Origin of the sequence: Streptomyces lydicus (assembly GCF_001729485.1) — a bacterium.
Classification (GTDB): domain Bacteria; phylum Actinomycetota; class Actinomycetes; order Streptomycetales; family Streptomycetaceae; genus Streptomyces; species Streptomyces lydicus_D.
Window position 1 is genome coordinate 6,142,309 of record NZ_CP017157.1, and the last position, 24,946, is coordinate 6,167,254.

The 24,946-nt window shown below is 68.5% G+C and carries 16 protein-coding genes, 3 rRNA genes and 1 riboswitch; of the genes, 6 read left to right on the forward strand and 13 right to left on the reverse strand.

The features are described 5' to 3' along the window. The first annotated feature begins 95 nt into the window (after window positions 1-95). The 4 genes from SL103_RS26650 to SL103_RS38070 all read left to right on the forward strand — a co-directional run bounded on the left by SL103_RS26650 (window position 96) and on the right by SL103_RS38070 (window position 4,737). A complete protein-coding gene (locus tag SL103_RS26650) occupies window positions 96-569 on the forward strand; it encodes a MerR family transcriptional regulator (RefSeq protein ID WP_069571483.1) in 474 nt (157 codons plus the stop codon). Further along, window positions 566-1,609, forward strand: a complete 1,044-nt coding sequence (locus tag SL103_RS26655) for an aldo/keto reductase (protein WP_069571484.1) — start codon at window positions 566-568, stop codon at window positions 1,607-1,609. Before SL103_RS26650 ends, SL103_RS26655 begins: the two co-directional genes overlap by 4 nt. A gap of 114 nt (window positions 1,610-1,723) precedes the next feature. Then, window positions 1,724-1,940: riboswitch (cobalamin riboswitch) on the forward strand. 182 nt (window positions 1,941-2,122) lie between these two features. Then, a complete protein-coding gene (metE, locus tag SL103_RS26660) occupies window positions 2,123-4,459 on the forward strand; it encodes a 5-methyltetrahydropteroyltriglutamate--homocysteine S-methyltransferase (RefSeq protein ID WP_069571485.1) in 2,337 nt (778 codons plus the stop codon). A gap of 113 nt (window positions 4,460-4,572) precedes the next feature. Further along, window positions 4,573-4,737, forward strand: coding sequence for a hypothetical protein (locus SL103_RS38070; RefSeq protein ID WP_164492903.1), 165 nt, complete (start codon window positions 4,573-4,575; stop codon window positions 4,735-4,737). Between the two features lie 71 nt (window positions 4,738-4,808). Here the strand turns inward: SL103_RS38070 and SL103_RS26665 are convergent, their stop codons facing one another. From SL103_RS26665 to SL103_RS26705, 9 genes are all read right to left on the reverse strand, one after another. After that, window positions 4,809-5,084, reverse strand: coding sequence for a hypothetical protein (locus tag SL103_RS26665; RefSeq protein WP_069571487.1), 276 nt, complete (start codon window positions 5,082-5,084; stop codon window positions 4,809-4,811). A gap of 157 nt (window positions 5,085-5,241) precedes the next feature. After that, window positions 5,242-5,604 carry a hypothetical protein gene (locus SL103_RS26670; RefSeq protein WP_069571489.1) on the reverse strand — a complete coding sequence of 121 codons (363 nt, stop codon included), beginning with the start codon at window positions 5,602-5,604 and terminating at the stop codon, window positions 5,242-5,244. Window positions 5,605-5,753: 149 nt separating this feature from the next. Continuing rightward, window positions 5,754-6,515, reverse strand: a complete 762-nt coding sequence (locus SL103_RS26675) for a MerR family transcriptional regulator (RefSeq protein WP_069574133.1) — start codon at window positions 6,513-6,515, stop codon at window positions 5,754-5,756. A gap of 393 nt (window positions 6,516-6,908) precedes the next feature. Beyond that, window positions 6,909-7,025, reverse strand: a 5S ribosomal RNA gene (gene rrf / locus SL103_RS26680). Window positions 7,026-7,102: 77 nt separating this feature from the next. After that, a 23S ribosomal RNA gene (locus tag SL103_RS26685) occupies window positions 7,103-10,225 on the reverse strand. 303 nt (window positions 10,226-10,528) lie between these two features. Next, a 16S ribosomal RNA gene (locus tag SL103_RS26690) occupies window positions 10,529-12,057 on the reverse strand. The 16S, 23S and 5S rRNA genes sit together here, the layout of an rRNA operon. Window positions 12,058-12,737: 680 nt before the next feature. Continuing rightward, entirely contained in the window at window positions 12,738-14,066 is a 1,329-nt protein-coding gene (locus tag SL103_RS26695; protein ID WP_069571491.1) for a class I SAM-dependent RNA methyltransferase, read from the reverse strand. A 133-nt stretch (window positions 14,067-14,199) separates the two neighbouring features. Continuing rightward, complete coding sequence (locus SL103_RS26700) at window positions 14,200-16,251, reverse strand: APC family permease (protein ID WP_069571492.1); 2,052 nt, start codon at window positions 16,249-16,251, stop codon at window positions 14,200-14,202. Between the two features lie 177 nt (window positions 16,252-16,428). Then, complete coding sequence (locus SL103_RS26705) at window positions 16,429-18,423, reverse strand: NAD(P)-binding protein (RefSeq protein ID WP_069571493.1); 1,995 nt, start codon at window positions 18,421-18,423, stop codon at window positions 16,429-16,431. A 330-nt stretch (window positions 18,424-18,753) separates the two neighbouring features. On the opposite strand from SL103_RS26705, the gene SL103_RS26710 reads away from it, so the two are divergent. Both SL103_RS26710 and SL103_RS26715 read left to right on the forward strand, forming a co-directional pair. Then, entirely contained in the window at window positions 18,754-19,422 is a 669-nt protein-coding gene (locus SL103_RS26710) for a potassium channel family protein (RefSeq protein WP_069571494.1), read from the forward strand. Continuing rightward, complete coding sequence (locus SL103_RS26715) at window positions 19,419-20,090, forward strand: potassium channel family protein (protein ID WP_069571496.1); 672 nt, start codon at window positions 19,419-19,421, stop codon at window positions 20,088-20,090. The genes SL103_RS26710 and SL103_RS26715 overlap by 4 nt, the downstream gene beginning before the upstream one ends. Window positions 20,091-20,202: 112 nt before the next feature. Here the strand turns inward: SL103_RS26715 and SL103_RS26720 are convergent, their stop codons facing one another. The 4 genes from SL103_RS26720 to SL103_RS26735 form a co-directional block, all read right to left on the reverse strand. Next, a complete protein-coding gene (locus SL103_RS26720; RefSeq protein ID WP_069571497.1) occupies window positions 20,203-21,060 on the reverse strand; it encodes a DUF3159 domain-containing protein in 858 nt (285 codons plus the stop codon). 3 nt (window positions 21,061-21,063) lie between these two features. Then, entirely contained in the window at window positions 21,064-21,462 is a 399-nt protein-coding gene (locus tag SL103_RS26725) for an OB-fold nucleic acid binding domain-containing protein (RefSeq protein WP_180290177.1), read from the reverse strand. Between the two features lie 157 nt (window positions 21,463-21,619). Further along, complete coding sequence (locus tag SL103_RS26730; protein WP_033267314.1) at window positions 21,620-22,303, reverse strand: response regulator; 684 nt, start codon at window positions 22,301-22,303, stop codon at window positions 21,620-21,622. A gap of 79 nt (window positions 22,304-22,382) precedes the next feature. Further along, window positions 22,383-24,938, reverse strand: a complete 2,556-nt coding sequence (locus tag SL103_RS26735; protein WP_069571498.1) for a sensor histidine kinase — start codon at window positions 24,936-24,938, stop codon at window positions 22,383-22,385. Window positions 24,939-24,946: the final 8 nt, after the last annotated feature.

A 24,946-nucleotide genomic window follows, 5' to 3' on the forward strand; every position in this document is an offset into this window, starting at 1 on the left:
GGTGACGGGTGACGGGTGACGGGTGACGGGTGACGGGTGCAGCCTAGGGCTGCGCGCTTGCTTCAAGTGCACTTGAGGGTCCTAACGTTGCCGGCATGACGGTGATCGACAGCACGCCCGTGACGTCTCCCCCCGTGGACGCCTGCGTGGCCGCGGGGACGGAGCACCCGCGACCCGACGGCCAGGACCACTACACGATCAGCGAGGTCGCGGCGTACACCGGGCTCAGCGCGCCCACCCTGCGCTGGTACGAGGAGATCGGCCTGCTGCCGGAGGTGGCGCGGACGCACTCCGGCCAGCGAGTCTTCGACAACCGGGACCTGGACTGGCTCGCCTTCGTGCGCAGGCTGCGGATGACGGGCATGCCGGTCGCCGACATGGTGCACTTCGCCGGGCTGATCGGCCGGGGCGAGGACACCTTCGACGAACGCCGGGAAATCCTGGAGCAGACCCGGCGCGAGGTCGTCGCGCGGATGGCGGAGCTGCGGGACACCCTCGTCGTACTCGACGCCAAGATCGACTTCTATGCGGGCGTCCGCCGGGCGCCGGAAGGACCTGAATCCTCATGAGCAACGCCACCGAAACGATCCGCAAGGTCGAGCTGGGCACCGGCGGCCCCCTCGTCGGCGTCCAGGGCTTCGGCGCCATGGGCATCAGCGCCGCCTACGGGCAGACGGACACCGCGGCCGCCCGCGACACCCTGGAGGCCACCGTCGAGGCGGGCGTCACGCTCATCGACACCGCCGACATGTACGGCGTCGGCGCCAACGAGGAGTTCCTCGCCCCGTTCGTCGCCGCGCACCGCGACCGGATCACCCTGGCCACCAAGTTCGGCATCGAGTACCGCGCCGACGACCCCGCCTACCGGGCCATCCGCAACGATCCCGGCTACGTGAAGAAGGCCGCGGAGGCGAGCCTGCGCCGCCTGGACGTCGAGGTCATCGACCTCTACTACATGCACCGGCGCGACCCCGCCGTCCCGCTCGCCGAGTCTGTCGGCGCCATGGCCGAGCTGGTGCGCGAAGGCAAGGTCAAGCACCTCGGGCTGAGCGAGGTCACCGGCGCCGAGCTGCGCGAGGCACACGCGGTGCACCCGATCACCGCCGTGCAGTCGGAGTGGTCGGTCTTCAGCCGGGACGTCGAGCGCAGCGCGGTGGGCGCGGCCGCCGAGCTCGGCGTCGCCTTCGTGCCGTACTCGCCGCTCGGCAGGGGCTTTCTGACCGGCGCCTTCACCGACGCGGACAAGGACCTCTCCGGCGACGACTTCCGGCAGTTGCTGCCGCGCTACACCGGCGACAACGCCAGGGCGAACGCCGCTCTCCTGGCGCCCCTGCACAGGATCGCGGCCGAGCACGGCGCCACCACCGCGCAGATCGCCCTGGCCTGGGTGCAGCAGCGGGCTCAGGTGCACGGCCTGACCGTGGTGCCGATCCCGGGAACCCGCAAGCGCAGCCGCCTCGTCGAGAACGCCGCGGCCACCCGGATCACGCTGACGGCCGGTGAACTGGCGCTCCTCGAAACGCTCGCCGGCCGGGTGGCGGGCGACCGCTACGCGGACATGTCCCTCACCTCCGCGGCCCGGGAGACCGGCCAACTGCCCGCGGCGTGACCCGGGTCCGGCGCCACGGAGCGGATGACCGACCCGCGTCGCGCCCGGCCGGCCCGTGTCCCACCTCACGGCCCGGAATGTGCACACCCGGCCCGCTCCGCCGGCCGGCGCCCTAGGCTGGCGGGTGCAGCTGGTTCGCCCCGTCCGCCAGGCGGGAGGCGTCGTAAGAGGGAACCCGGTGGGAATCCGGGACTGCCCCGCAGCGGTGAGCGGGAACGACCGCCGTCATACGCACTGGGCCCGGCCGGGCCTGGGAAGCAACGGCCAGTAGGTGTCCTCCCCGGAGGACGTGTCCGCGAGTCCGAAGACCTGCCCGTTGCCCGCGCGCGACCACTCGTGCGCGGAGTATCCCGGTGACCTCGTGGGCGGGTTGGGAGCGCCTCCGGACGACGTCCGGAGGAGTACACCTCGGGCGGACGGCCGCGCTGCGACGCGCAGGCCCGCTCCGTTCCCCCTTCGCGCATGCGTCCCGTCGCCGGGATCTCAGGGAGACATCTCGCGAAGGAGATTTCCGTGACGACGAAGCCCGCATCCGCGGCGGCACGGGCCACCGTGTACGGCTACCCCCGCCAAGGGCGGAACAGGGAACTCAAGAAGGCGATCGAGGGCTACTGGAAGGGCCGGGTCACCGCCGACGCCCTCCGGGCCACCGCGGCCGGCCTGCGCCGGGCGAACTGGCGCGACCTGGCCGAGGCCGGCCTGCACGAGGTGCCGGTCGGCGACTTCTCGTACTACGACCACGTGCTGGACACCACCGTCATGGTCGGCGCGATCCCCGAGCGCCACCGCGCCGCCGTCGAGGCCGACGCCCTGGACGGATACTTCGCCATGGCGCGCGGCACCCAGGACGTGGCGCCGCTGGAAATGACCAAGTGGTTCGACACCAACTACCACTATCTCGTACCGGAGTTGGGCCCGGACACCCGGTTCACCGCCGACCCGGGCAAGCAGGTGGCGGAACTGCGGGAGGCCCTGGCCCTCGGCCTGACGCCCCGGCCCGTCCTCGTCGGCCCCGTCACCTACCTCCTGCTCGCCAAGCCCGCGCCCGGCGTGGCCGCGGACTTCGACCCGCTGACGCTGCTCGACCGGCTGCTGCCCGTGTACGCCGAGGTCCTCGCCGATCTGCGGGCGGCGGGCGCGCCGTGGGTGCAGCTCGACGAGCCGGCCCTCGTCCAGGACCGCACACCCGCCGAACTCGGCGCCGCCGAGCGGGCCTACCGCCACCTCGGTACCCTCACCGACCGGCCCAAGCTGCTGGTCGCCTCCTACTTCGACCGCCTCGGCGACGCCCTCCCCCTGCTGGCCAAGGCCCCGGTCGACGGGCTCGCGCTGGACTTCACCGGGGCGGCCGCCGCCCAACTGGACGCGCTCGCCGCCGTGGGCGGACTGCCCGGGAAGCGCCTGGTCGCCGGGGTCGTCAACGGGCGCAACGTCTGGGTCAACGACCTGGCGAAGTCCCTGGCCACGCTCGGCACCCTGCTCGGGCTGGCCGACCGGGTGGACGTGGCCGCCTCCTGCTCCCTGCTCCACGTCCCGCTCGACACCGGCGCGGAGCGCGACATCGACCCGCAGGTCCTGCGCTGGCTGGCCTTCGCCCGCCAGAAGACCGCCGAGGTCGTCACGCTCGCCAAGGGCCTCACCCACGGCACCGGCGCCATCTCCGCGGAACTCGCCGCCAACCGGGCCGACCTGGCCTCCCGCGCCGACTCGGCACTCACCCGCGACCCCGCCGTACGGGCCCGCACCGCGGCCGTCACGGACGCCGACACCCGCCGCTCCCAGCCGTACTCCGAGCGGGCCGCCGCCCAGCGCGCCCACCTCGGCCTGCCGCTGCTGCCGACCACCACCATCGGCTCCTTCCCGCAGACCACCGCACTGCGCACGGCCCGCGCGGACCTGCGGACCGGGCGGACCGACACCGCCGGCTACGAGGACCGCGTCAGGGCCGAGATCCAGGAAGTGATCTCCTTCCAGGAGCAGACCGGTCTCGACGTCCTGGTGCACGGCGAGCCCGAACGCAACGACATGGTGCAGTACTTCGCCGAGCAGCTCACCGGCTACCTCGCCACCCAGCACGGCTGGGTCCAGTCCTACGGCACCCGCTACGTCCGCCCGCCGGTCCTGGCCGGTGACATCTCGCGGCCCGGACCGATGACCGTGCGCTGGACGGCCTACGCCCAGTCCCTCACCTCACGCCCCGTCAAGGGCATGCTCACCGGTCCCGTCACCATGCTCGCCTGGTCCTTCGTCCGCGACGACCAGCCGCCGGCCGACACCGCCCGCCAGGTCGCCCTGGCCCTGCGCGACGAGGTCGTCGACCTGGAGGCCGCCGGTACACCGGTCATCCAGGTCGACGAGCCCGCGCTGCGCGAAACCCTCCCGCTGCGCACCGCCGATCACCCCGCCTATCTGGCCTGGGCCACCGAGGCATTCCGCCTCACCACCGGCGGCGTACGGAACCGCACCCAGATCCACACCCACATGTGCTACGCGGAGTTCGGCGACATCGTCCAGGCCATCGACGACCTCGACGCCGACGTCATCAGCCTGGAGGCGGCCCGCTCCCACATGCAGGTGGCCCGCGAACTGGCCGCCCACGGCTACCCCCGCGAGGCCGGCCCCGGCGTCTACGACATCCACTCCCCCCGCGTGCCCGGCCCCGAAGAAGCAATGGCCCTGCTGCGCAAGGGACTTGAGGCCCTCCCCGCCGACCGCCTCTGGGTCAACCCCGACTGCGGCCTGAAGACCCGCACCTGGCCCGAGACCCGCACCTCCCTGGAAAACCTGGTCCACGCCGCCCACACCCTCCGCACGGAACTCACCACCCGCACCACACCCTTGACGTCCTGACACCACGGCCGGCGGGGAGAGCCCCGAGATGAGCTCTCCCCGCCGGCCCGACATGCCTCCGTGAGTACTTCTACGGATAGCCGGCCGCCACCCCGATCAGCAGCATGGCTCCCATGACTGAACACGACCCCGCTCCCCGAGACCCCGCCTGGCCTGCCAATGACCATCGGACCGCGGAAAAAGTGATCAAGGCCGTCCTCATCGCCGCGGCCGTGGTGGGCGTTCCGCTGCTGCTCTACGTCACCTTCTTCATCGGCACCTTCGCCCTGGCCGGTTGACCGCCACCACGACCGGTCGGCCCCGGTAGCCACAACGAGCCGACCGTCCCTGCCCTGCTCCCCCGCCGGAGCTACGGGCCCGCCAACTCCCTCAGCCGAGCCGCATAGAAGGCCGCGACCCCGGCCGCCTCCTCCGGGTCGGCGGTCGCCAGCTGCGCCTGGTCGTCGAGAGCGGCCCGCCGGGCGGACCTCAGCTCCCTCACCCGCGTCTCGTCCGGCACCGGTGCCGCACTCTCCGCTGCGATCCGGGCTGCGTACCAGCCCACCACCGCACCAATCGCATCGAACGCCTGCCGCTCCGCACGCCCCTCCGACGAGGAGACACCCGGGCCCTCGGGGTCGGACACAAAAACCACCCTCCTCGACAAAAAGGTCGGCCACGTCATCGATCAACGTACCGCCGGCATCGAAGAGTACGTCTGTCCCGGGCGCGACCGCAGGAGCTCACTGGTCACGCCGCGATCCTGCCGAGCAACCCCGGAGGTCACTTACGGCACAGCACGCTCAGCGTGGGTGGAGTTGCCCGGTGGTGGGAACGTCGAGGACGAACACATGGCCGATGTTCGCGTCCGGGTATCCGTAGTCGATGTTCTTCACCCGCAGGTGTTGCGGGGTCGCCTCGACGATCTGGACGGCCACGGCCTGGGAGCGACCGGGCAGGGAAAGCAGCCAGTCCTGCGCGAGGTAGGCCAGCCCCGTGCGCTCCAGGCACTGGCGGGCTCGGTGTTCTTCGGTCGGCGCACCCAGCGGGTAGCCGAAGACGGTGACCGGGATGAAGTACCCCGGGATGGCATCGACGGGCCGCAGGTAGCCGAGGAGTTCATGGTCTTCCCGGCGGTGGTGGGCGGCCCAACGAGTGGGAATCACGACGGATGCTCCAGAGCGTCAAACGGACGGACGGACGGTCGGGTAAGGGTCCCGGCTACCGGGGTCTGCAGCCCCCAGCAGCCGATGCCGGCCGGCTCAACGCCGACCGGGATGCGTCGGTCAGCTCAGCGTCGGCCGGGGCCGTCGGCTCAGCTCAGCTGTGCATCGGCGTAAACGGCCATCGCATCCCGCTGATAAGCGGCCAGCCCCTCGGCGATCCGGTCGTACGCCCCACGCCACTGCGCGTCGTCGACGTACGTCTGCCCGAGGGCCTTGAACGCCCCCGCGCTCGGGGTCCACATCCGGCAGATGCCCCGGTAGTGGGCGTCGACCTCGGCCTGCACGGCGGCGTCGGCCACCGGGGTGCCGGCCTGCAGGAACTCCGCCATGCGGATCATGGCCGCGGTGGCCTCACGCTGCAGCCGCTCCTGGTCCGCCTCGGTGAGCGTGGCGGCATACTGCGCGGACGCCGCCGCCTGACCGGGCCACTGCTCGCCCGCGGCGGCCTCGTAGCGTGCGGCGTCGAAGCCGGTGAACAGGTTCTCCGGCATGCTGACCTTTCCCATGTCTCGGGTGTCCTTCTCTTCTTCCAGTTCGGCGATGGTCCGGCCTACCGTGTGCGCCAGCACATCGAGCCGGTCCCGCTCCGCCAGCAGCCTGCGCCGGTGTTCCCGCAGCGCCACCACCTGATCCACCTGGGACTCCAGGACCGCGGCGATCTCCCGCAGTCCCAGGCCCAACTCCCGCATCAGCAGAATCTGCTGCAACCGCAGCAGCTCCGCCTCCTCGTAGTGACGGTGACCGCTGCTGCCGATATAGGCGGGGACCAGCAGACCGATCTCGTCGTAGTGCCGCAGCGTCCGGGACGTCACCCCGGACATCCGCGCCACCTCCGCAATGGACCAGCCCATGGCCATGCCCTTCCATCGCCGGGCCGGTCTCTCCGGCCGCACCACCAAACGTAGAAGTTGACGCAACGGCAAGCGCAAGCGCACGACGCCGACCGCCTCCGCCACGGGGATACCGCAGTCAGGGCCGACAGCGCCCGGCCCCGTCGACCTGGCGCCGAACCCAAGAGTCCCCGACTGGACGGGGGTTCCAGCCGGGGACTACAGGGCGTGTGCCCCGGTCCCCAGAACGAAAACCCGATGCCGTGATCATTCTTTCGAGGGCCAGTCAGCGGCCGGCAGAGAGGGTCCCACGCACCCCACATCAGGCAATCGGCGCATGAATAAGGGAAAGAACGGCCCCGGAAACGCAGAAAAGCCCCGCACCATAAGGTGCGGGGCTCTCCCACAAAGATTGTTCGGCGGCGTCCTACTCTCCCACAGGGTCCCCCCTGCAGTACCATCGGCGCTGAAAGGCTTAGCTTCCGGGTTCGAAATGTAACCGGGCGTTTCCCTAACGCTATGACCACCGAAACACTATGAAGTTAACCAACCGGAGCCTAGCTACAACGGTCGTTACTTCAGAACCTACACAGTGGACGCGAGCAACTGAGGACAAGCCCTCGGCCTATTAGTACCAGTCAACTCCACACCTTACGGCGCTTCCATATCTGGCCTATCAACCCAGTCGTCTACTGGGAGCCTTAACCCCTCAAAGGGGGTGGGAGCCCTCATCTCGAAGCAGGCTTCCCGCTTAGATGCTTTCAGCGGTTATCCTTTCCGAACGTAGCCAACCAGCCATGCCCTTGGCAGGACAACTGGCACACCAGAGGTTCGTCCGTCCCGGTCCTCTCGTACTAGGGACAGCCCTTCTCAAGACTCCTACGCGCACAGCGGATAGGGACCGAACTGTCTCACGACGTTCTAAACCCAGCTCGCGTACCGCTTTAATGGGCGAACAGCCCAACCCTTGGGACCGACTCCAGCCCCAGGATGCGACGAGCCGACATCGAGGTGCCAAACCATCCCGTCGATATGGACTCTTGGGGAAGATCAGCCTGTTATCCCCGGGGTACCTTTTATCCGTTGAGCGACGGCGCTTCCACAAGCCACCGCCGGATCACTAGTCCCTACTTTCGTACCTGCTCGACCCGTCAGTCTCACAGTCAAGCTCCCTTGTGCACTTACACTCAACACCTGATTGCCAACCAGGCTGAGGGAACCTTTGGGCGCCTCCGTTACTCTTTAGGAGGCAACCGCCCCAGTTAAACTACCCACCAGACACTGTCCCTGATCCGGATCACGGACCCAGGTTAGACATCCAGCACGACCAGAGTGGTATTTCAACAATGACTCCACAACCACTGGCGTGGCCGCTTCAAAGTCTCCCACCTATCCTACACAAGCCGAACCGAACACCAATATCAAGCTATAGTAAAGGTCCCGGGGTCTTTCCGTCCTGCTGCGCGAAACGAGCATCTTTACTCGTAATGCAATTTCACCGGGCCTATGGTTGAGACAGTCGAGAAGTCGTTACGCCATTCGTGCAGGTCGGAACTTACCCGACAAGGAATTTCGCTACCTTAGGATGGTTATAGTTACCACCGCCGTTTACTGGCGCTTAAGTTCTCAGCTTCGCCATGACGAATCATGACTAACCGGTCCCCTTAACGTTCCAGCACCGGGCAGGCGTCAGTCCGTATACATCGCCTTACGGCTTCGCACGGACCTGTGTTTTTAGTAAACAGTCGCTTCTCGCTGGTCTCTGCGGCCACCCCCAGCTCAGGAAGTAAATTCCATCACCGGAAATGGCCCCCCTTCTCCCGAAGTTACGGGGGCATTTTGCCGAGTTCCTTAACCATAGTTCACCCGAACGCCTCGGTATTCTCTACCTGACCACCTGAGTCGGTTTAGGGTACGGGCCGCCATGAAACTCGCTAGAGGCTTTTCTCGACAGCATAGGATCATCCACTTCACCACAATCGGCTCGGCATCAGGTCTCAGCCTTAACGTGTGACGGATTTACCTACCACACGGCCTACACCCTTACCCCGGGACAACCACCGCCCGGGCTGGACTACCTTCCTGCGTCACCCCATCACTCACCTACTACAAGTCTGGTTCGTCGGCTCCACCACTCCGCTTCACCCGAAGGATCCACGGCGGCTTCACGGACTTAGCATCGCCTGATTCAATGTTTGGCGCTTCAAAGCGGGTACCGGAATATCAACCGGTTGTCCATCGACTACGCCTGTCGGCCTCGCCTTAGGTCCCGACTTACCCTGGGCAGATCAGCTTGACCCAGGAACCCTTAGTCAATCGGCGCAAGAGTTTCCCACTCTTGTATCGCTACTCATGCCTGCATTCTCACTCGTGAACCGTCCACAACTCGCTTCCGCGGCTGCTTCACCCGGCACACGACGCTCCCCTACCCATCACGATCCCCGTTGGGGGTAATATCGCAATGACATGACTTCGGCGGTGTGCTTGAGCCCCGCTACATTGTCGGCGCGGAATCACTTGACCAGTGAGCTATTACGCACTCTTTCAAGGGTGGCTGCTTCTAAGCCAACCTCCTGGTTGTCTCTGCGACTCCACATCCTTTCCCACTTAGCACACGCTTAGGGGCCTTAGTCGATGCTCTGGGCTGTTTCCCTCTCGACCATGGAGCTTATCCCCCACAGTCTCACTGCCGCGCTCTCACTTACCGGCATTCGGAGTTTGGCTAAGGTCAGTAACCCGGTAGGGCCCATCGCCTATCCAGTGCTCTACCTCCGGCAAGAAACACACGACGCTGCACCTAAATGCATTTCGGGGAGAACCAGCTATCACGGAGTTTGATTGGCCTTTCACCCCTAACCACAGGTCATCCCCCAGGTTTTCAACCCTGGTGGGTTCGGTCCTCCACGAAGTCTTACCTCCGCTTCAACCTGCCCATGGCTAGATCACTCCGCTTCGGGTCTTGGGCACGCTACTCAACGCCCTATTCGGACTCGCTTTCGCTACGGCTTCCCCACACGGGTTAACCTCGCAACATACCGCAAACTCGCAGGCTCATTCTTCAAAAGGCACGCAGTCACGACTGCATGTGCAAGCACATACAGCGACGCTCCCACGGCTTGTAGGCACACGGTTTCAGGTACTATTTCACTCCGCTCCCGCGGTACTTTTCACCATTCCCTCACGGTACTATCCGCTATCGGTCACCAGGGAATATTTAGGCTTAACGGGTGGTCCCGCCAGATTCACACGGGATTTCTCGGGCCCCGTGCTACTTGGGTGTCTCTTAAACGAGCCGTCAATGTTTCAGCTACGGGGGTCTTACCCTCTACGCCGGACCTTTCGCATGTCCTTCGCCTACATCAACGGTTTCTGACTCGTCCCACAGCCGGCAGACTGCAGAAAAGAGATCCCACAACCCCAACCACGCAACCCCTGCCGGGTATCACACGTGACTGGTTTGGCCTCATCCAGTTTCGCTCGCCACTACTCCCGGAATCACGGTTGTTTTCTCTTCCTGCGGGTACTGAGATGTTTCACTTCCCCGCGTTCCCTCCACACTGCCTATGTGTTCAGCAGCGGGTGACAGCCCATGACGACTGCCGGGTTTCCCCATTCGGACACCCCCGGATCAAAGCTTGGTTGACAGCTCCCCGGGGCCTATCGTGGCCTCCCACGTCCTTCATCGGTTCCTGGTGCCAAGGCATCCACCGTGCGCCCTTAAAAACTTGGCCACAGATGCTCGCGTCCACTGTGCAGTTCTCAAGCAACGACCAGCCACCCGTCACAACCCACCAACGTGGACCTTTACCGGGGCCGGCATCGCGAAGGAGCAGACTCAAGTCCGCACCCTCAGATACCCAACAGCGTGCCCGACCCACTCAAACCCTCAGATGCGTTCCACGCCGAAGCAGTACTAACGTCCAAGACTCAAGTGCGCCGAATAGTCAACGTTCCACCCATGAGCAACCAGCATCAGACATTCGCTGATGTACTGGCCTCTGACCAAGCCAGGCTTGGTAAGAAGTGCTCCTTAGAAAGGAGGTGATCCAGCCGCACCTTCCGGTACGGCTACCTTGTTACGACTTCGTCCCAATCGCCAGTCCCACCTTCGACGATTCCCTCCCACAAGGGGTTGGGCCACCGGCTTCGGGTGTTACCGACTTTCGTGACGTGACGGGCGGTGTGTACAAGGCCCGGGAACGTATTCACCGCAGCAATGCTGATCTGCGATTACTAGCAACTCCGACTTCATGGGGTCGAGTTGCAGACCCCAATCCGAACTGAGACCGGCTTTTTGAGATTCGCTCCACCTCGCGGTATCGCAGCTCATTGTACCGGCCATTGTAGCACGTGTGCAGCCCAAGACATAAGGGGCATGATGACTTGACGTCGTCCCCACCTTCCTCCGAGTTGACCCCGGCAGTCTCCTGTGAGTCCCCATCACCCCGAAGGGCATGCTGGCAACACAGAACAAGGGTTGCGCTCGTTGCGGGACTTAACCCAACATCTCACGACACGAGCTGACGACAGCCATGCACCACCTGTACACCGACCACAAGGGGGACCCTGTCTCCAGGGTTTTCCGGTGTATGTCAAGCCTTGGTAAGGTTCTTCGCGTTGCGTCGAATTAAGCCACATGCTCCGCTGCTTGTGCGGGCCCCCGTCAATTCCTTTGAGTTTTAGCCTTGCGGCCGTACTCCCCAGGCGGGGAACTTAATGCGTTAGCTGCGGCACGGACGACGTGGAATGTCGCCCACACCTAGTTCCCAACGTTTACGGCGTGGACTACCAGGGTATCTAATCCTGTTCGCTCCCCACGCTTTCGCTCCTCAGCGTCAGTATCGGCCCAGAGATCCGCCTTCGCCACCGGTGTTCCTCCTGATATCTGCGCATTTCACCGCTACACCAGGAATTCCGATCTCCCCTACCGAACTCTAGCCTGCCCGTATCGAATGCAGACCCGGGGTTAAGCCCCGGGCTTTCACATCCGACGTGACAAGCCGCCTACGAGCTCTTTACGCCCAATAATTCCGGACAACGCTTGCGCCCTACGTATTACCGCGGCTGCTGGCACGTAGTTAGCCGGCGCTTCTTCTGCAGGTACCGTCACTCTCGCTTCTTCCCTGCTGAAAGAGGTTTACAACCCGAAGGCCGTCATCCCTCACGCGGCGTCGCTGCATCAGGCTTTCGCCCATTGTGCAATATTCCCCACTGCTGCCTCCCGTAGGAGTCTGGGCCGTGTCTCAGTCCCAGTGTGGCCGGTCGCCCTCTCAGGCCGGCTACCCGTCGTCGCCTTGGTAGGCCATCACCCCACCAACAAGCTGATAGGCCGCGGGCTCATCCTTCACCGCCGGAGCTTTCCACACGGAGGTCATGCGACCCCGTGTCGTATCCGGTATTAGACCCCGTTTCCAGGGCTTGTCCCAGAGTGAAGGGCAGATTGCCCACGTGTTACTCACCCGTTCGCCACTAATCCCCTCCCGAAGGAGGTTCATCGTTCGACTTGCATGTGTTAAGCACGCCGCCAGCGTTCGTCCTGAGCCAGGATCAAACTCTCCGTGAATGTTTACCCGTAATCGGGTCAACACACACGAGAGCGGAACGACCAAACGGAATAGGTCCGGTCGTTCACAGCGTCCTCGCTGTGTGTGCCATCCGCGCCACATGGACGGGATGGACTTTCAAAGGAACCTCATCTGCCGGATGTTTCCGGTAGACGGGGTATCAACATATCTGGCGTTGACTTTTGGCACGCTGTTGAGTTCTCAAGGAACGGACGCTTCCTTTGTGCCTTATCGGTTCTGATTGACTCAGTACCGGGCTCTCCGGGCGCTTCCCTTCGGTGTTGCGTTTCCGACTCTATCAGATCCTTGCGGTTCCGATTTTCGCCGGTGCGATTCGGCCTTTCGGCTTCTTCGCGGTTCCGACTCTAGCAGATCCGATTTCGTTCCGTTTCCGGTCCGAATTCGATTCCGATTACCTGTCGGAGAGGCTTCGCGCCTTTCGGCGTGATCACCACTTTAGCGGAATCCCTCGGTGACTCATAATCGAGTCCTGGTCCAAATTCCGGCATGCCGAAATCTTTCCCGGTGAGGGGTCGTGCGGTGGTGTTGTGCCGCGAAGCGGCGGGATGGCTGCCCCGGTGCCTGTCGGCTCCGTGGCAACTCGTAAAACTTACACGATCCTATGAGTGCGGCACGACTCGGGGGTGCCGCACCTCGCGCGGACGGGGAAAACCCCAGGTCAGGCGCCCTTTGACGCCCGCTCCAGAGTGACCACGCACTCCACGTGGTGCGTCATCGGGAAGAGATCGAACGCGCGCATCCGCCGCGGCGCGTACCCCGCCTCCGCGAAGTAGTTGAGGTCGCGGGCCAGGGCGGCCGGGTCGCAGGCCACGTAGGCGATGCGGCGGGGGGTGAGGGAGGCGAGGTGGGTGACGGTCTTTTTGCCGGCGCCGGCGCGTGGGGGGTCGAGGACGATGAGGTCGACGTCGGTGATGCCGGTGCGGGGGAGGATCGCGTCGACCTTGCCGTGTTCGATGCGGACGCGGTCGAGGTCGGCGAGGTTGTGGCGGGCGTCCTCGGCGGCGCGCTTGCCGGACTCGATGCCGAGGACCGCGCCCTTGTCGCCGACGCGTTCGGCGAGGGCTCCGGCGAAGAGGCCGACGCCGCAGTAGAGGTCGAGGGCCATGTCGCCCTTCTTGGGCATCAGGCCCTGCATGACGGCCTCGACGAGGAGGTCGGCGGCCTTCGGGTGGACCTGCCAGAAGCCACCGTTGCCGACGCGCCAGGTGCGGCCGGCGGCCCGTTCGCGGACGAAGGGGCGGCCGTGCACGCGGTGGACCTGCTCGTCCTTTTCGCCGATGCGCAGGACGGAGACGGGCTTGTCGAGCTCGACGATCGGGAGGCGGCCGCCGGGGCGGGGGGTGAGGACGACCTGGCGGTCGTGCGAGCCGGTGGCGGCGATCGCCTCGACGGTGGCGATCTGGGGCCACTCGCGCTTCTCGATGCCGAGTTCGGAGACCCCGGGAGCGGCGATCATGCAGTGGGTGATGGGCTCGATGTCGTGCGAGCGGTGCTTGCGCAGACCGGCGCGGCCGTCGGTGTCGACGGCGTACTGCACGCGGGTGCGCCAGGCCGGTACCTCGCCCGGGGCGACCTTGTCACCGGGGGCGGGCTCGACGGTGCCGTCCCAGCCGGCCGCCTCGGGGGTCAGTCCGGCCAGCCGCATCAGCTGCTCGGCCACGACCTCGCCCTTGAGGCGGCGCTGGGCGCCGGGCTTGGCGTGCTGCCAGTCGCAGCCGCCGCAGCGGCCGGGGCCGGAGAAGGGGCAGGGAGCCTCGACCCGGTCCTTGGAGGGTTCGAGGATCGTGACGGCGTCGGTGCGCAGGAAGCGGGCGCCCTCCTCGCCGTCGGTGACCCGGGCGATGACGCGCTCGCCGGGGAGGGCGTGGCGGACGAAGAGGACCTGGCCCTCGTCGGTGCGGGCGATGCAGTGGCCGCCGTGTGCGACCGGGCCGACCTCGACCTCGTACTCCGCGCCGACCAGCGACTTCTTGGGTTCTGCCTGCATGGCGGGAGGGCTCCTGAGGTGGTGGGGCGCGGGGACGGTGGCCGGCCTCCGGAGGGAGGCCAGCCGTCAAGTCTACGTCCCGCGGGGTGGTGCCCCGGTGGGTGCCGGCCCGGGGCCGGCCGGGCACCCACCGCTACTTCTTGGTCGCTGCCTTTTCCTTCTTCGGCTGGGCGACCGGGCCGCGGCGCACCGCACCCGGCGCGTTCCACTCGGCGCGCTTGCGGGCGCGCAGCTTGGCGGCCTCGGAGGAGTCCAGCTGCCAGGGCACCGAGGTGACCATGACGCCCGGGGTGAAGAGCAGGCGGCCCTTGAGGCGCAGCGCGGACTGGTTGTGCAGCAGGTGCTCGTACCAGTGGCCGACGACGTACTCGGGGATGTAGACGGAGACGGCGTCGCGCGGGCTCTCCCGGCGCAGGGACTTCACGTAGTCGATGATCGGGCGGGTGATCTCGCGGTAGGGCGAGGCCAGGACCTTCAGCGGGACCTCGATGCCGCGGCGCTCCCACTCCTCCCGCAGGGCCTTGGTGTCGGCCTGGTCGACGTCCACGCTGACCGCTTCGAGGCTGTCGGAGCGCATCAGCTTGGCGTAGTTCAGGGCCCGGAGCGTGGGCTTGTGGACCTTGGAGACCAGGACGATGGAGTGCACCCGGGAGGGGCGTACGACGTCGTCGTCGAGGGTGTCCTCGGCGGCGATCTCGTCGGCGACCCGGTCGTAGTGGCGGCGGATCGCGGTCATGGTGACGAAGAAGATGACCATGCCGAGCAGGGCCACCCAGGCGCCGTGGGTGAACTTCGTCAGCAGCACGACGACGAGGACGAGGCCGGTGAAGAAGGCACCGAAGGCGTTGATGGCGCGCGAGCGGTGCATCCGGTTGCGCTTGGCCGGGTCCTTCTCGTTCAGCAGATGCCGGTTCCAGTGGCGGACCATGCCGGTCTGGCTGAGCGTGAAGGAGACGAAGACGCCGACGATGTAGAGCTGGATCAGCCGGGTGGAGTCCGCGCCGTAGAGGTAGACGAGGATCGCGGCGGCGCCGGCCAGCAGGACGATGCCGTTGGAGAACGCCAGGCGGTCTCCGCGGGTGTGCAGCTGGCGGGGCAGGTAGCGGTCCTGGGCCAGGATCGAGCCGAGCAGCGGGAAGCCGTTGTAGGCGGTGTTGGCGGCGAGGAACAGCACCAGCGCGGTGGCGGCGGCCAGCACGACGAAGAGGAAGCTGCCCTTGCCGAAGACCGCCTCGGCGACCTGCGAGATGACCGGGTTCTGGGTGTAGCCGGAGCCGATCGGCTTGCCGTTGAGGAGCAGGTCGGTGGCCGGGTTCTCGGCCATCCGGACGTTGGTGGCCATGGCCAGGCCGATGATGCCGCAGAACATGGTGACGGCCAGGCCGCCCATGAGGGCGAGGGTGGTGGCCGCGTTCTTGGACTTGGGCTTGCGGAACGCGGGCACGCCGTTGGAGATCGCCTCGACGCCGGTGAGCGCGGCACAGCCGGAGGAGAAGGCGCGCAGCAGCAGGAAGATCAGCGCGAAGCCGGCCAGGCCGCCCTGTTCCGCGTGGATGGTGTAGCCCGCGGTGGGGGCCTGCATGGTGTCGCCCATGACCACGGCGCGGATGATGCCCCAGGCGATCATGATGAAGACGCCCGCCACGAAGACGTACGTCGGGATCGCGAAGAGCTTCCCGGACTCCTTGACCCCGCGCAGGTTCATCAGCGTCAGCAGAACGATGACGACGATCGCGCAGAGGGTCTTGTGCTCGACGACGAACGGGATCGCCGAGCCCAGGTTCTCGATCCCGGAGGAGATGGAGACCGCGACGGTCAGCACGTAGTCGACCAGCAGGGCGCTGGCGACGGTGAGGCCGGCCTTGGGTCCGAGGTTGGTGGTGGCGACCTCGTAGTCACCGCCACCGCTCGGGTAGGCGTGCACGTTCTGCCGGTACGACGCGACGACCGTGAACATCAGCACGACGACCGCGACCGCGATCCACGGGCTGAAGCTGTACGCAGAGACGCCCGCGACGGACAGGACGAGCAGCACCTCGCCCGGCGCGTAGGCCACGGAGGAGAGCGGGTCGGAGGCGAAGACGGGGAGTGCGATGCGCTTGGGGAGCAGGGTCTCGCCGAGCCGGTCGCTGCGCAGTGCGCGCCCGATCAAGATCCGTTTGGGCACGTCGGTCAGTTTGGACACCCGAGGATGCTAAGCGCTCGTCAAGGCTCATGCCCAGCCACCACCCGTGGCGGTGGTGGGCGGGCCGGCGGGCAGCAGGCCGCTGGCCTGCCCGTGAGTCCGGCTCCACCCGGGGCCTTTACACAATCCGCACCTCGTGCGCACGCCGTGCGGCGGCCCTGCGTGGTGTTCGTCACGTCATCCCCGCGGTGCCCCGGTGCCGGCCGGTCGCGCGCGCCGGGAGTGCAGGTCACCCAGCGCCTGGCGGGTGGCGACCAGCAGCACCCGGTCCTGGGGCCGCAGCACGTAGTCGTTGCCCAGTTCGTGCACGAGGTGTGCCGGCTCGCGCTCCTGCTCCGGTGGCGGGGCGGCCGCGGTGGCCGGTTCCGGGTCGTCGGGCGCGGAGGTGTCCACCGCCAGCACCCGCAGCCACCCGGGGCGCCGCACCTCGCCGACCGTACGGCCCTCCAGCGCGGCGTGGCCGCGGGCCTCGACCCGGGCGACCAGCAGCACCCGGCGCTCGACGGGAATGGCGCCCAGGATCTGCCGGCCCATCATCGCGCCGGCGAAGGCGGGCGCGGCCAGGAACGAGGTGCTGCGGCTGCGGGTCAGCGCCCGCGGGTGGGCGGCGCGCAGGGTGCGGTACACGGCGGTGGCGAACCGGTCGTCGAACAGCCGGAGCGTGACCCGCAGCTGCGGGTTGACCGAGCGGGCGTAGAGGGCGGCCTCCAGGTTGGTGGTGTCCTCGCTGGTCAGGGCGAGCAGGCCGGCGGCGCGTTCGGTCAGCGCCGCCTCCAGGACCCCTTCATGCGTGACGTCCCCCAGGACGGTCGGCACCCGCAGCCGCCGGGCCAGCGCGATGCCCCGCGCGTCGGGGTCCGCCTCGATGCACACGACGGGGGTGCCCATCTCGTGCAGCCGGGCCAGGACCCGGGTGCCGACCTTGCCGAGGCCGAGCAGCACCACGTGCCCCGACAGCCCGCGCGGTGGCCGCCGCAGCGCCGAGGCGCTGCGGAAGGTGCCCAGCCCCTCGAACGCCGCCGCGACCAGCACCGGCAGCAGCAACAGCCCGGTCAGCCCGGACAGCAGTTGCAGGATCTTGCGGGGCAGCGGTCCGTCGATCGCCGGATCGTTGATCGCGAAGAGGTCCAGCAGCGTGAGGTAGGCGGCGTGCACCGGGTTCTCGCCGATGGTGATCCAGGAGGCGACGGCCAGCGCCAGCACCGCTCCGACGATGCCGGCCAGCGACCAGCGCAGCCGCCGGGAGAAGAGCGAGGCGAGCGGTGCGCCGCGGCCGCGCAGCCGGCGGCGGCGCACCGGCCGCCCGGTGTAGGAGACGGTCTCCAGGACGACGCTGCCGCAGCCGACGGCCTCAGCCGCCGCGGCGTCGTCCGGCAGCAGGACCGGCCCCTCGTCGCCGGCTGCCGGCCGTGTCGCGTCGGCCGGGCGCGCGGCGGACGCGGGGTCGCCGGCGGACGGGGAGAGCAGCGCGAGGGTGCACAGACCGGGATCGCCGGCCCGGCCCGGGGGCACCGGGGCGCGTTCCACGGCCCGCAGCAGCAGACCGTCCGCCTCGATGACCTTGCTGGTGCCGGCGACCGCGGTGGCCGCCAGGGCGGGGGCGACGGTGTCCGCGTCGGACAGCACGGTCGTGGAGGCGTCGATTCCGGAATTGCCGCCGTCCACCGCGCCGTCGGTCTCCCCCACGCCCTGTGCCGCGACCGCCGCGGCCTGGTCCAGCAACTCCTCCAGGTGCTGGCCCAGTTTGCGGTTGTAGAGGCGGATGACCAGCCGCAGCCGGGGATTGAGGCGACGGGCCCGCAGCGCCGCGTGGATGTTGAGTTCGTCGTCGTCGTAGACCAGGGCCAGTGCCTCCGCCCCGGCGACGCCCGCCTCGCTCAGCGCCACGTCGTCCGGCTGCGCCGACTCCAGGATCCGTACGGTCTCCTCCGGGGCCTCGCCGTCGCCGCCGTCGACGGGCGCCTCGGAGGGCAGCGGCCCGGTGCGCGTCATCGCCGCCGAGACCCTGCCGAGCAGAGCGGTGGCCCGGTCGAGGGCGCGGGACGGCGGTGGGATCCGGGGGCGGTGCGGCTCCCTGGCGGAGGGGACGACCAGCGTCACCCGTTCGCCGTAGACGTCCCGGAGCTCGGTGGCGAGCCGGTGCGCGAGCGCATCGTCGCCGCAGACCACCATGTGCGGTGCGGAATAGCCCTGTTGAGGCTGGAGAGGCAGGTTGGGCACACCTCGTAGCGTGCCTTACGGGCGTCCCACGGCGCAGCCCGGCGTGCGAGGCCGTCGTGCGGGCGGGCCGGGCCCGCATCCGATCAGCGCCCACCGCGCCCCCTACAGCACGCGGCATTACGGCTACGGTTGTACCGGACCACGGTGCGCCCGGCGCTCCCGCTGCCGCACCCGGTCCGTGTCGCGAGCTCGGGCTTCGTGTCGCCAGTACTGGGAGAAGAAAGTAGTGAGCAGGGTGTTTGTGCAGGTCAGCGCGCTAGTACAGGGCACGGGGTAATCAGCATGCACATCGTCATCATGGGGTGCGGGCGGGTGGGCTCCGCGCTCGCGCAGACCCTGGAGAGCCAGGGTCACACCATCGCGGTGATCGACCAGGACCCGACCGCGTTCCGTCGCCTCGGCTCCTCGTTCGGCGGGCGCCGGGTGACCGGCGTCGGCTTCGACCAGGACACCCTGCGCGAGGCCGGCATCGAGGAGGCGGGTGCCTTCGCGGCCGTCTCCAGCGGTGACAACTCCAACATCATCGCCGCCCGGGTGGCCCGCGAGATGTTCGGCGTCGAGAACGTCGCGGCCCGCATCTACGACCCGCGCCGTGCCGAGGTCTACCAGCGCCTGGGCATCCCCACCGTCGCCACCGTCCGCTGGACGGCCGACCAGATGCTGCGCCGGCTGCTGCCGTCGGGCGCCGAGCCGCTGTGGCGGGACCCGAGCGGTGGCGTCCAGCTCGCCGAGGTGCACACCTCCCCCGCCTGGGTCGGGCACAAGATCAGCAAGCTGCAGGAGCAGACCGGTGTCCGCGTCGCGTTCCTCACCCGGCTGGGTGAGGCGATGCTGCCGACCTCGCAGACAGTGCTGCAGGAAGGCGACCTGGTGCACGTCATGATGCGCACCGACGAGGTCGAGAAGGTCGAAGCGGCATTCGCCACGGGTCCCGAGGAGGCGCACGCATGAGGGTCGCGATTGCGGGTGCCGGCGCGGTGGGTCGTTCCATCGCCGGCGAGCTCCTCGAAAACGGTCACGAGATCCTGCTCATCGACAAGGCGCCGACCGCCATCTCGGTCGAGCGGGTGCCGCTGGCGGAGTGGCTGCTGGCCGACGCCTGTGAGATCACCTCGCTCGACGAGGCGGCGCTGCAGCGCTGCAACGTCGTGATCGCGGCGACCGGCGACGACAAGGTCAACCTGGTCGTGTCGCTGCTCGCCAAGACCGAGTACGGCGTGCCCCGGGTGGTCGCCCGGGTCAACAACCCGAAGAACGAGTGGCTGTTCAACGAGGCGTGGGGCGTGGACGTCGCGGTCTCGACGCCGCGCCTGATGTCGGCGCTGGTCGAGGAGGCGGTGAGCGTCGGCGACCTGGTACGGCTGCTGCGCTTCAGCCACGGCGACGCCAACCTCGTCGAACTGACGCTGCCGCCCGAGGCCGCGCTGTCCGGCACCCGGGTCGGGGACGTGGCATGGCCCGAGGACACCTCGCTGGTCACCATCATCCGCGGCACGCGGGTGCTCACGCCCAGCAAGGACGACGTGCTGGAGGCCGGCGACGAGCTGCTGTTCGTCGCGGCGCAGTCGCGCGAGGAGCAGCTGGAGGACCTGCTGTCGGTGCGGCGCGAGGAGTCGTGACGCCGGGCTGACGCCGGATCACGCGCCGGGGCCCGGGAACCGTACGGTTCCCGGGCCCCGGCGCGTCGGTGTCGGTGCGCTCCGCCGCGTCGGTCTCGGCGGCGGTGGTTTCTCAGCGACGGTGGCGCGGCCCCTGCGGGCGCTCCGCGGCGGCCTCGGCCACCACGTCCCCGTAGAGGTCGTCGGTGACCCGGTCGAGGGCGTCGCGCTCGACGCGGCGGCGCTCCTGCGCCTCCTCCTCGGCCTTCTCCTTCGCCTCCATCTCGGCGAAGACGTCGATCGGCGGCGGCGCCTTCACCAGGAAGACCCAGGTGAGGTAGACCGCGAGCAGGAACGGCGGGATCTTCAGCGCGATCAGCACCCAGCCGAGCTGGGTGGTGTCCGCCCACCAGTACAGCGGGAAGAGGATCGCGCACTTGGCGAGCAGAATCAGCCCCCAGGCCAGGCTGGCCTTGGCGTACGCCTTCTTGCGTCCCGGGTTGCGGGTGCGCCAGGAGAGGTTCTCCTTGAACACCGGCCCCAGGATCAGCCCGATCAGCGGGACACCGGCGAGCGTGGTGACGAGGTAGGCCACCGCGAGGCCGAGGGTGTAGAGCATGCCCGGCAGGTAGAAGTCCTTGGCGTTGCCGGTCATCATCGCGAAGACCACGCCGAAGGCCACCCCGAAGACGCCGCTGAAGGCGTGCTTGACGGTGTCCTTGCGGATCAGCCGGACGGCGGTCAGCACCAGCGAGACGGCCAGCGCGGCGATCGCCGAGACGTGCAGGTCCTTGTTGACCGTGAAGATCGCCACGAACAGCAGGCCGGGGACCACGGTCTCCACCATGCCGCGGACCCCGCCGAACGCCTCGAAGAGCGCGGCCTCGGTCACCTGCCTGCCGTCGGCGCCGTTCCCCGGCGCGGGGTCTGCGGCAGCGCCCGGTCGGTGCGGGCCTTCCGCGTCAGTGGTCGGTCGGTCGTGAGACGTCACCGGCTACTCCTGTCCGAGCGGTCGGAGTTCGTACTTCGGATTGAAGAGCACCCGGCGTCCGTGGCTCAAGGAGACCCGGCCCGAGGCGATGAGCTTACGGCCCGGCTCGATCCCGACGATGGAGCGGCGGCCGAGCCACACCACGTCGAGCGCCGCGGAGCCGTCGAACAGCTCCGCCTCGAGCGCGGGCACACCGGCGCGCGGCCGCAGCGTGACATGCCGCAGGGTGCCGGTGACCTTCACTATCTGCCGGTCGTCGCAGTCGCAGATACGGGTGCACCCCGCGTTCTGCGCGTCCTGCTGCAGCTCGGCGGACTGCAGCTCCTCCTCGGAGGAGGACAGCCTGTCGAGCATCCGGCGGAAGCGACCGGCCGGCTTCTCGGGTCGGGTACCAGCACTCATGAGCCCAGCGTACCGGTGGCCGGGCCGCGCAATCACGGCGTCCACAGGGACTTCGTACGCGGCTGACAACCCCGCGGACACCGCCCTTCGGGACGCTACGGCCCGAACCGGCCCGCCCGCACCCCGCCGCCCCGTCGCGGCGCCGCACCCCGCCGCCTCACTGCTCGAAGCGATACCCCATCCCCGGCTCGGTGATGAAGTGCTTCGGGTGGGAGGGGTCGCTCTCCAGTTTCCGGCGGAGCTGGGCCATGTAGACCCGCAGGTAGTTGGTCTCGGTGCCGTACGAGGGGCCCCAGACCTCCTGGAGGAGCTGTTTCTGGCTGACCAGCCGGCCGGCGTTGCGGACCAGGACCTCCAGCAGGTGCCACTCGGTCGGGGTGAGCCGGATGTCCCGCCCGCCGCGGTTGACCTTCTTGGCGGCGAGGTCGACGGTGAAGCCCTCGGTCTCCACGATCACCTCGTCGTCGGCCGGCCCGGTCGGCTCGGCGCGGCGCACCGCTGCCCGCAGCCGGGCCAGCAGTTCGTCCATCCCGAACGGCTTGGTGACGTAGTCGTCCGCCCCGGCGTCCAGCGCCTCCACCTTCTCGTCGGAGGTCTGCCGCGCGGAGAGCACCAGGATCGGCACCCGCGTCCAGCCCCGCAGCCCCCTGATCACCTCGACGCCGTCCATGTCGGGCAGACCGAGGTCGAGGACGACGACGTCGGGGTGGCGGGCGGCGGCGAGCTTGAGGGCGGTGGCCCCGTCGGGGGCCGCGTCGACCTCGTACTTGCGGGCTTTCAGGTTGATCACGAGGGCGCGGACGATCTGCGGCTCGTCATCGACCACAAGCACCCGGTTCACTGGCGTTCTCCTCGTGGTGTCGTGTCCCGGCGGGCCGGGCCCGCAGGGCGTGGGGTGAGTGAGGTCCGTACGGCCCGGCTCATGTCGTGACCTGGGCGGGCAGGTCGGGCCGCACCGGCGTCCGGCCGGCGGCGGCCCGGAGGGTGAGGACCATGGTCATGCCGCCGCCCGGGGTGTCCTCGGCGGCGAGCGTGCCGCCCATCGCCTCCGCGAAACCGCGCGCCACGGCCAGGCCCAGGCCCACGCCGGCGCCGCGCGGCACATCGCCGTAGCGCTGGAACGGCTCGAAGATCCGGTCCTTGGCACTGTCGGGGACGCCCGGGCCCCGGTCGGCGATCCGCAGTTCCACCCGGTCGCCGAGCGCGCTGGCCGCGACCAGCACCGCCTCGCCGTCCGGGCTGTACTTCACGGCGTTCTCGACGAGGTTGGCGACTGAACGTTCCAGCAGCCCCGGATCGACCGCGACCATCGGCAGTTCCTCGGGGATGTCGAGGGTGACGCTGTCCTCCGGTACGCCGCCCAGCGCCATCGGCACCACCTCGTCGAGGTCGATCTCGCGGATCAGCGGGGTGACCGTGCCGGTCTGCAGCCGGGACATGTCGAGCAGGTTGCCGACCAGGTGGTCCAGCCGGTCCGCGCCCGCCTCGATGCCAGCCAGCAGCTCCGCCTCGTCCTCCGGGGACCAGGCGACGTCGTCGGAACGCAGGGAGGTGACGGACGCCTTGATGCTCGCCAGCGGGGTGCGCAGGTCGTGGCTGACCGCGGCCAGCAGTGCCGTCCTGATGCGGTTGCCCTCGGCCAGCTCCCGGGCCCGCTCCGCCTCGCCGACCAGCCGCTGCCGGTCGAGCACCACGGCCGCCTGGGCGGCGAACGCGGCCAGCACCCTGCGGTCCTCGGCGGGCAGCACCCGTCCGGTGAGCGCCAGCGCCATGTGGTCGCCCACCGGCATGTCGACGTCCGCGTCCTCGGGCCGCAGCAGCGGCCGGGCCTCGTTCAGGCCGCCGACCCGGCCCGCGCAGGTCCACGGGTCGACGTCGCTGCTGCGCTCCAGCAGCGCCACGGTGTCCATGCCGAAGGTCTCCCGCACCCGCTCCAGCAGCGCGGCCAGCGTCGTCTCGCCGCGCAGCACGCTGCCCGCCAGGAAGGAGAGGATCTCCGACTCCGCGCGCAGCCTGGCGGCCTGATGCGTGCGGCGGGCGGCGAGGTCCACCACCGAGGCGACGGACACCGCCACCGCGAAGAAGATCACGATCGCGACGATGTTCTTCGGGTCGCTGACCGTCAGGGTGTGGGTCGGCGGGGTGAAGTAGAAGTTCAGCAGCAGCGAGCCGACGGCGGCCGACGCGAGCGCCGGCAGCTGCCCGCCGAGCAGCGCCGCGACGACGGTGAGGAACAGGAACAGCAGCACGTCGTTGGCCAGCCCGGGGCCGTTCTCGATGCCGGTCAGCAGCAGCGACAGCAGCGCGGGGCCGGCCACCCCGACGAGCCAGCCGGCGATGATCCGGGCCCGGCCGAGCCGTGCGCCGCGGGTCACCGGCAGCCCCCGGCCCTTGGCGACCTCCTCGTGCGTGACGATGTGCACGTCGAGGTCGGGCCCGGAATCGCGGGCCACGGTCGCGCCGACGCCCGGCCCGAAGACGTACTGCCACGTCTTGCGGCGGCTGGACCCCAGCACGATCTGGGTGGCGTTGACCCCGCGGGCGAACTCCAGCAGCGCGCTCGGTATGTCGTCCCCGATGACGTGGTGGAACGTCCCGCCCAGGTCCTCCACCAGGGTCCGCTGGACGGCGAGTTCCTTCGGTGAGGCCGAGGTCAGCCCGTCGCTGCGCGCTATGTAGACGGCGAGCACCTCGCTGCCCGAGCCCTTGGCCGCCATCCGGGCCGCGCGGCGGATGAGCGTACGGCCCTCCGGCCCGCCGGTCAGCCCGACGACGATGCGTTCGCGCGCCTGCCAGGTCGAGCGGATCGAATGCTCCGCGCGGTACTCCTGGAGGTACTCGTCGACGCGGTCGGCGACCCAGAGCAGCGCCAGTTCGCGCAGCGCGGTGAGGTTGCCCGGCCGGAAGTAGTTGGAGAGGGCGGCGTCCACCTTGTCGGACTGGTAGATGTTGCCGTGCGCCATCCGCCGGCGGATCGCCTGTGGCGACATGTCGACCAGCTCGATCTGCTCGGCCCGGCGGACGACCTCGTCGGGCACGGTCTCGCGCTGCCGCACGCCCGTTATCGACTCGACGACGTCCCCGAGCGACTCCAGGTGCTGGATGTTCACCGTCGAGATCACATGGATGCCGGCCTCCAGCAGCACCTCGATGTCCTGCCAGCGCTTCTCGTGGCGCGAACCGGGCACGTTGGTGTGGGCCAGCTCGTCGACCAGTGCAACGGCCGGTTTGCGTGCCAGGACGGCGTCCACGTCCATTTCGGTGAACCGGGTGCCGCGGTAGTCCAGCTCCCGCCGCTGGATCTGCTCCAGGCCGTGCAGCATGACCTCGGTGCGGGGCCTGCCGTGGTGCTCGACGAACGCCACCACGACGTCCGTTCCCCGCTCCACGCGCCGGTGCGCCTCGGACAGCATCGCGTACGTCTTGCCGACGCCCGGTGCCGCGCCGAGGTAAATCCGTAGCTTGCCGCGTGCCATGGCCCCAT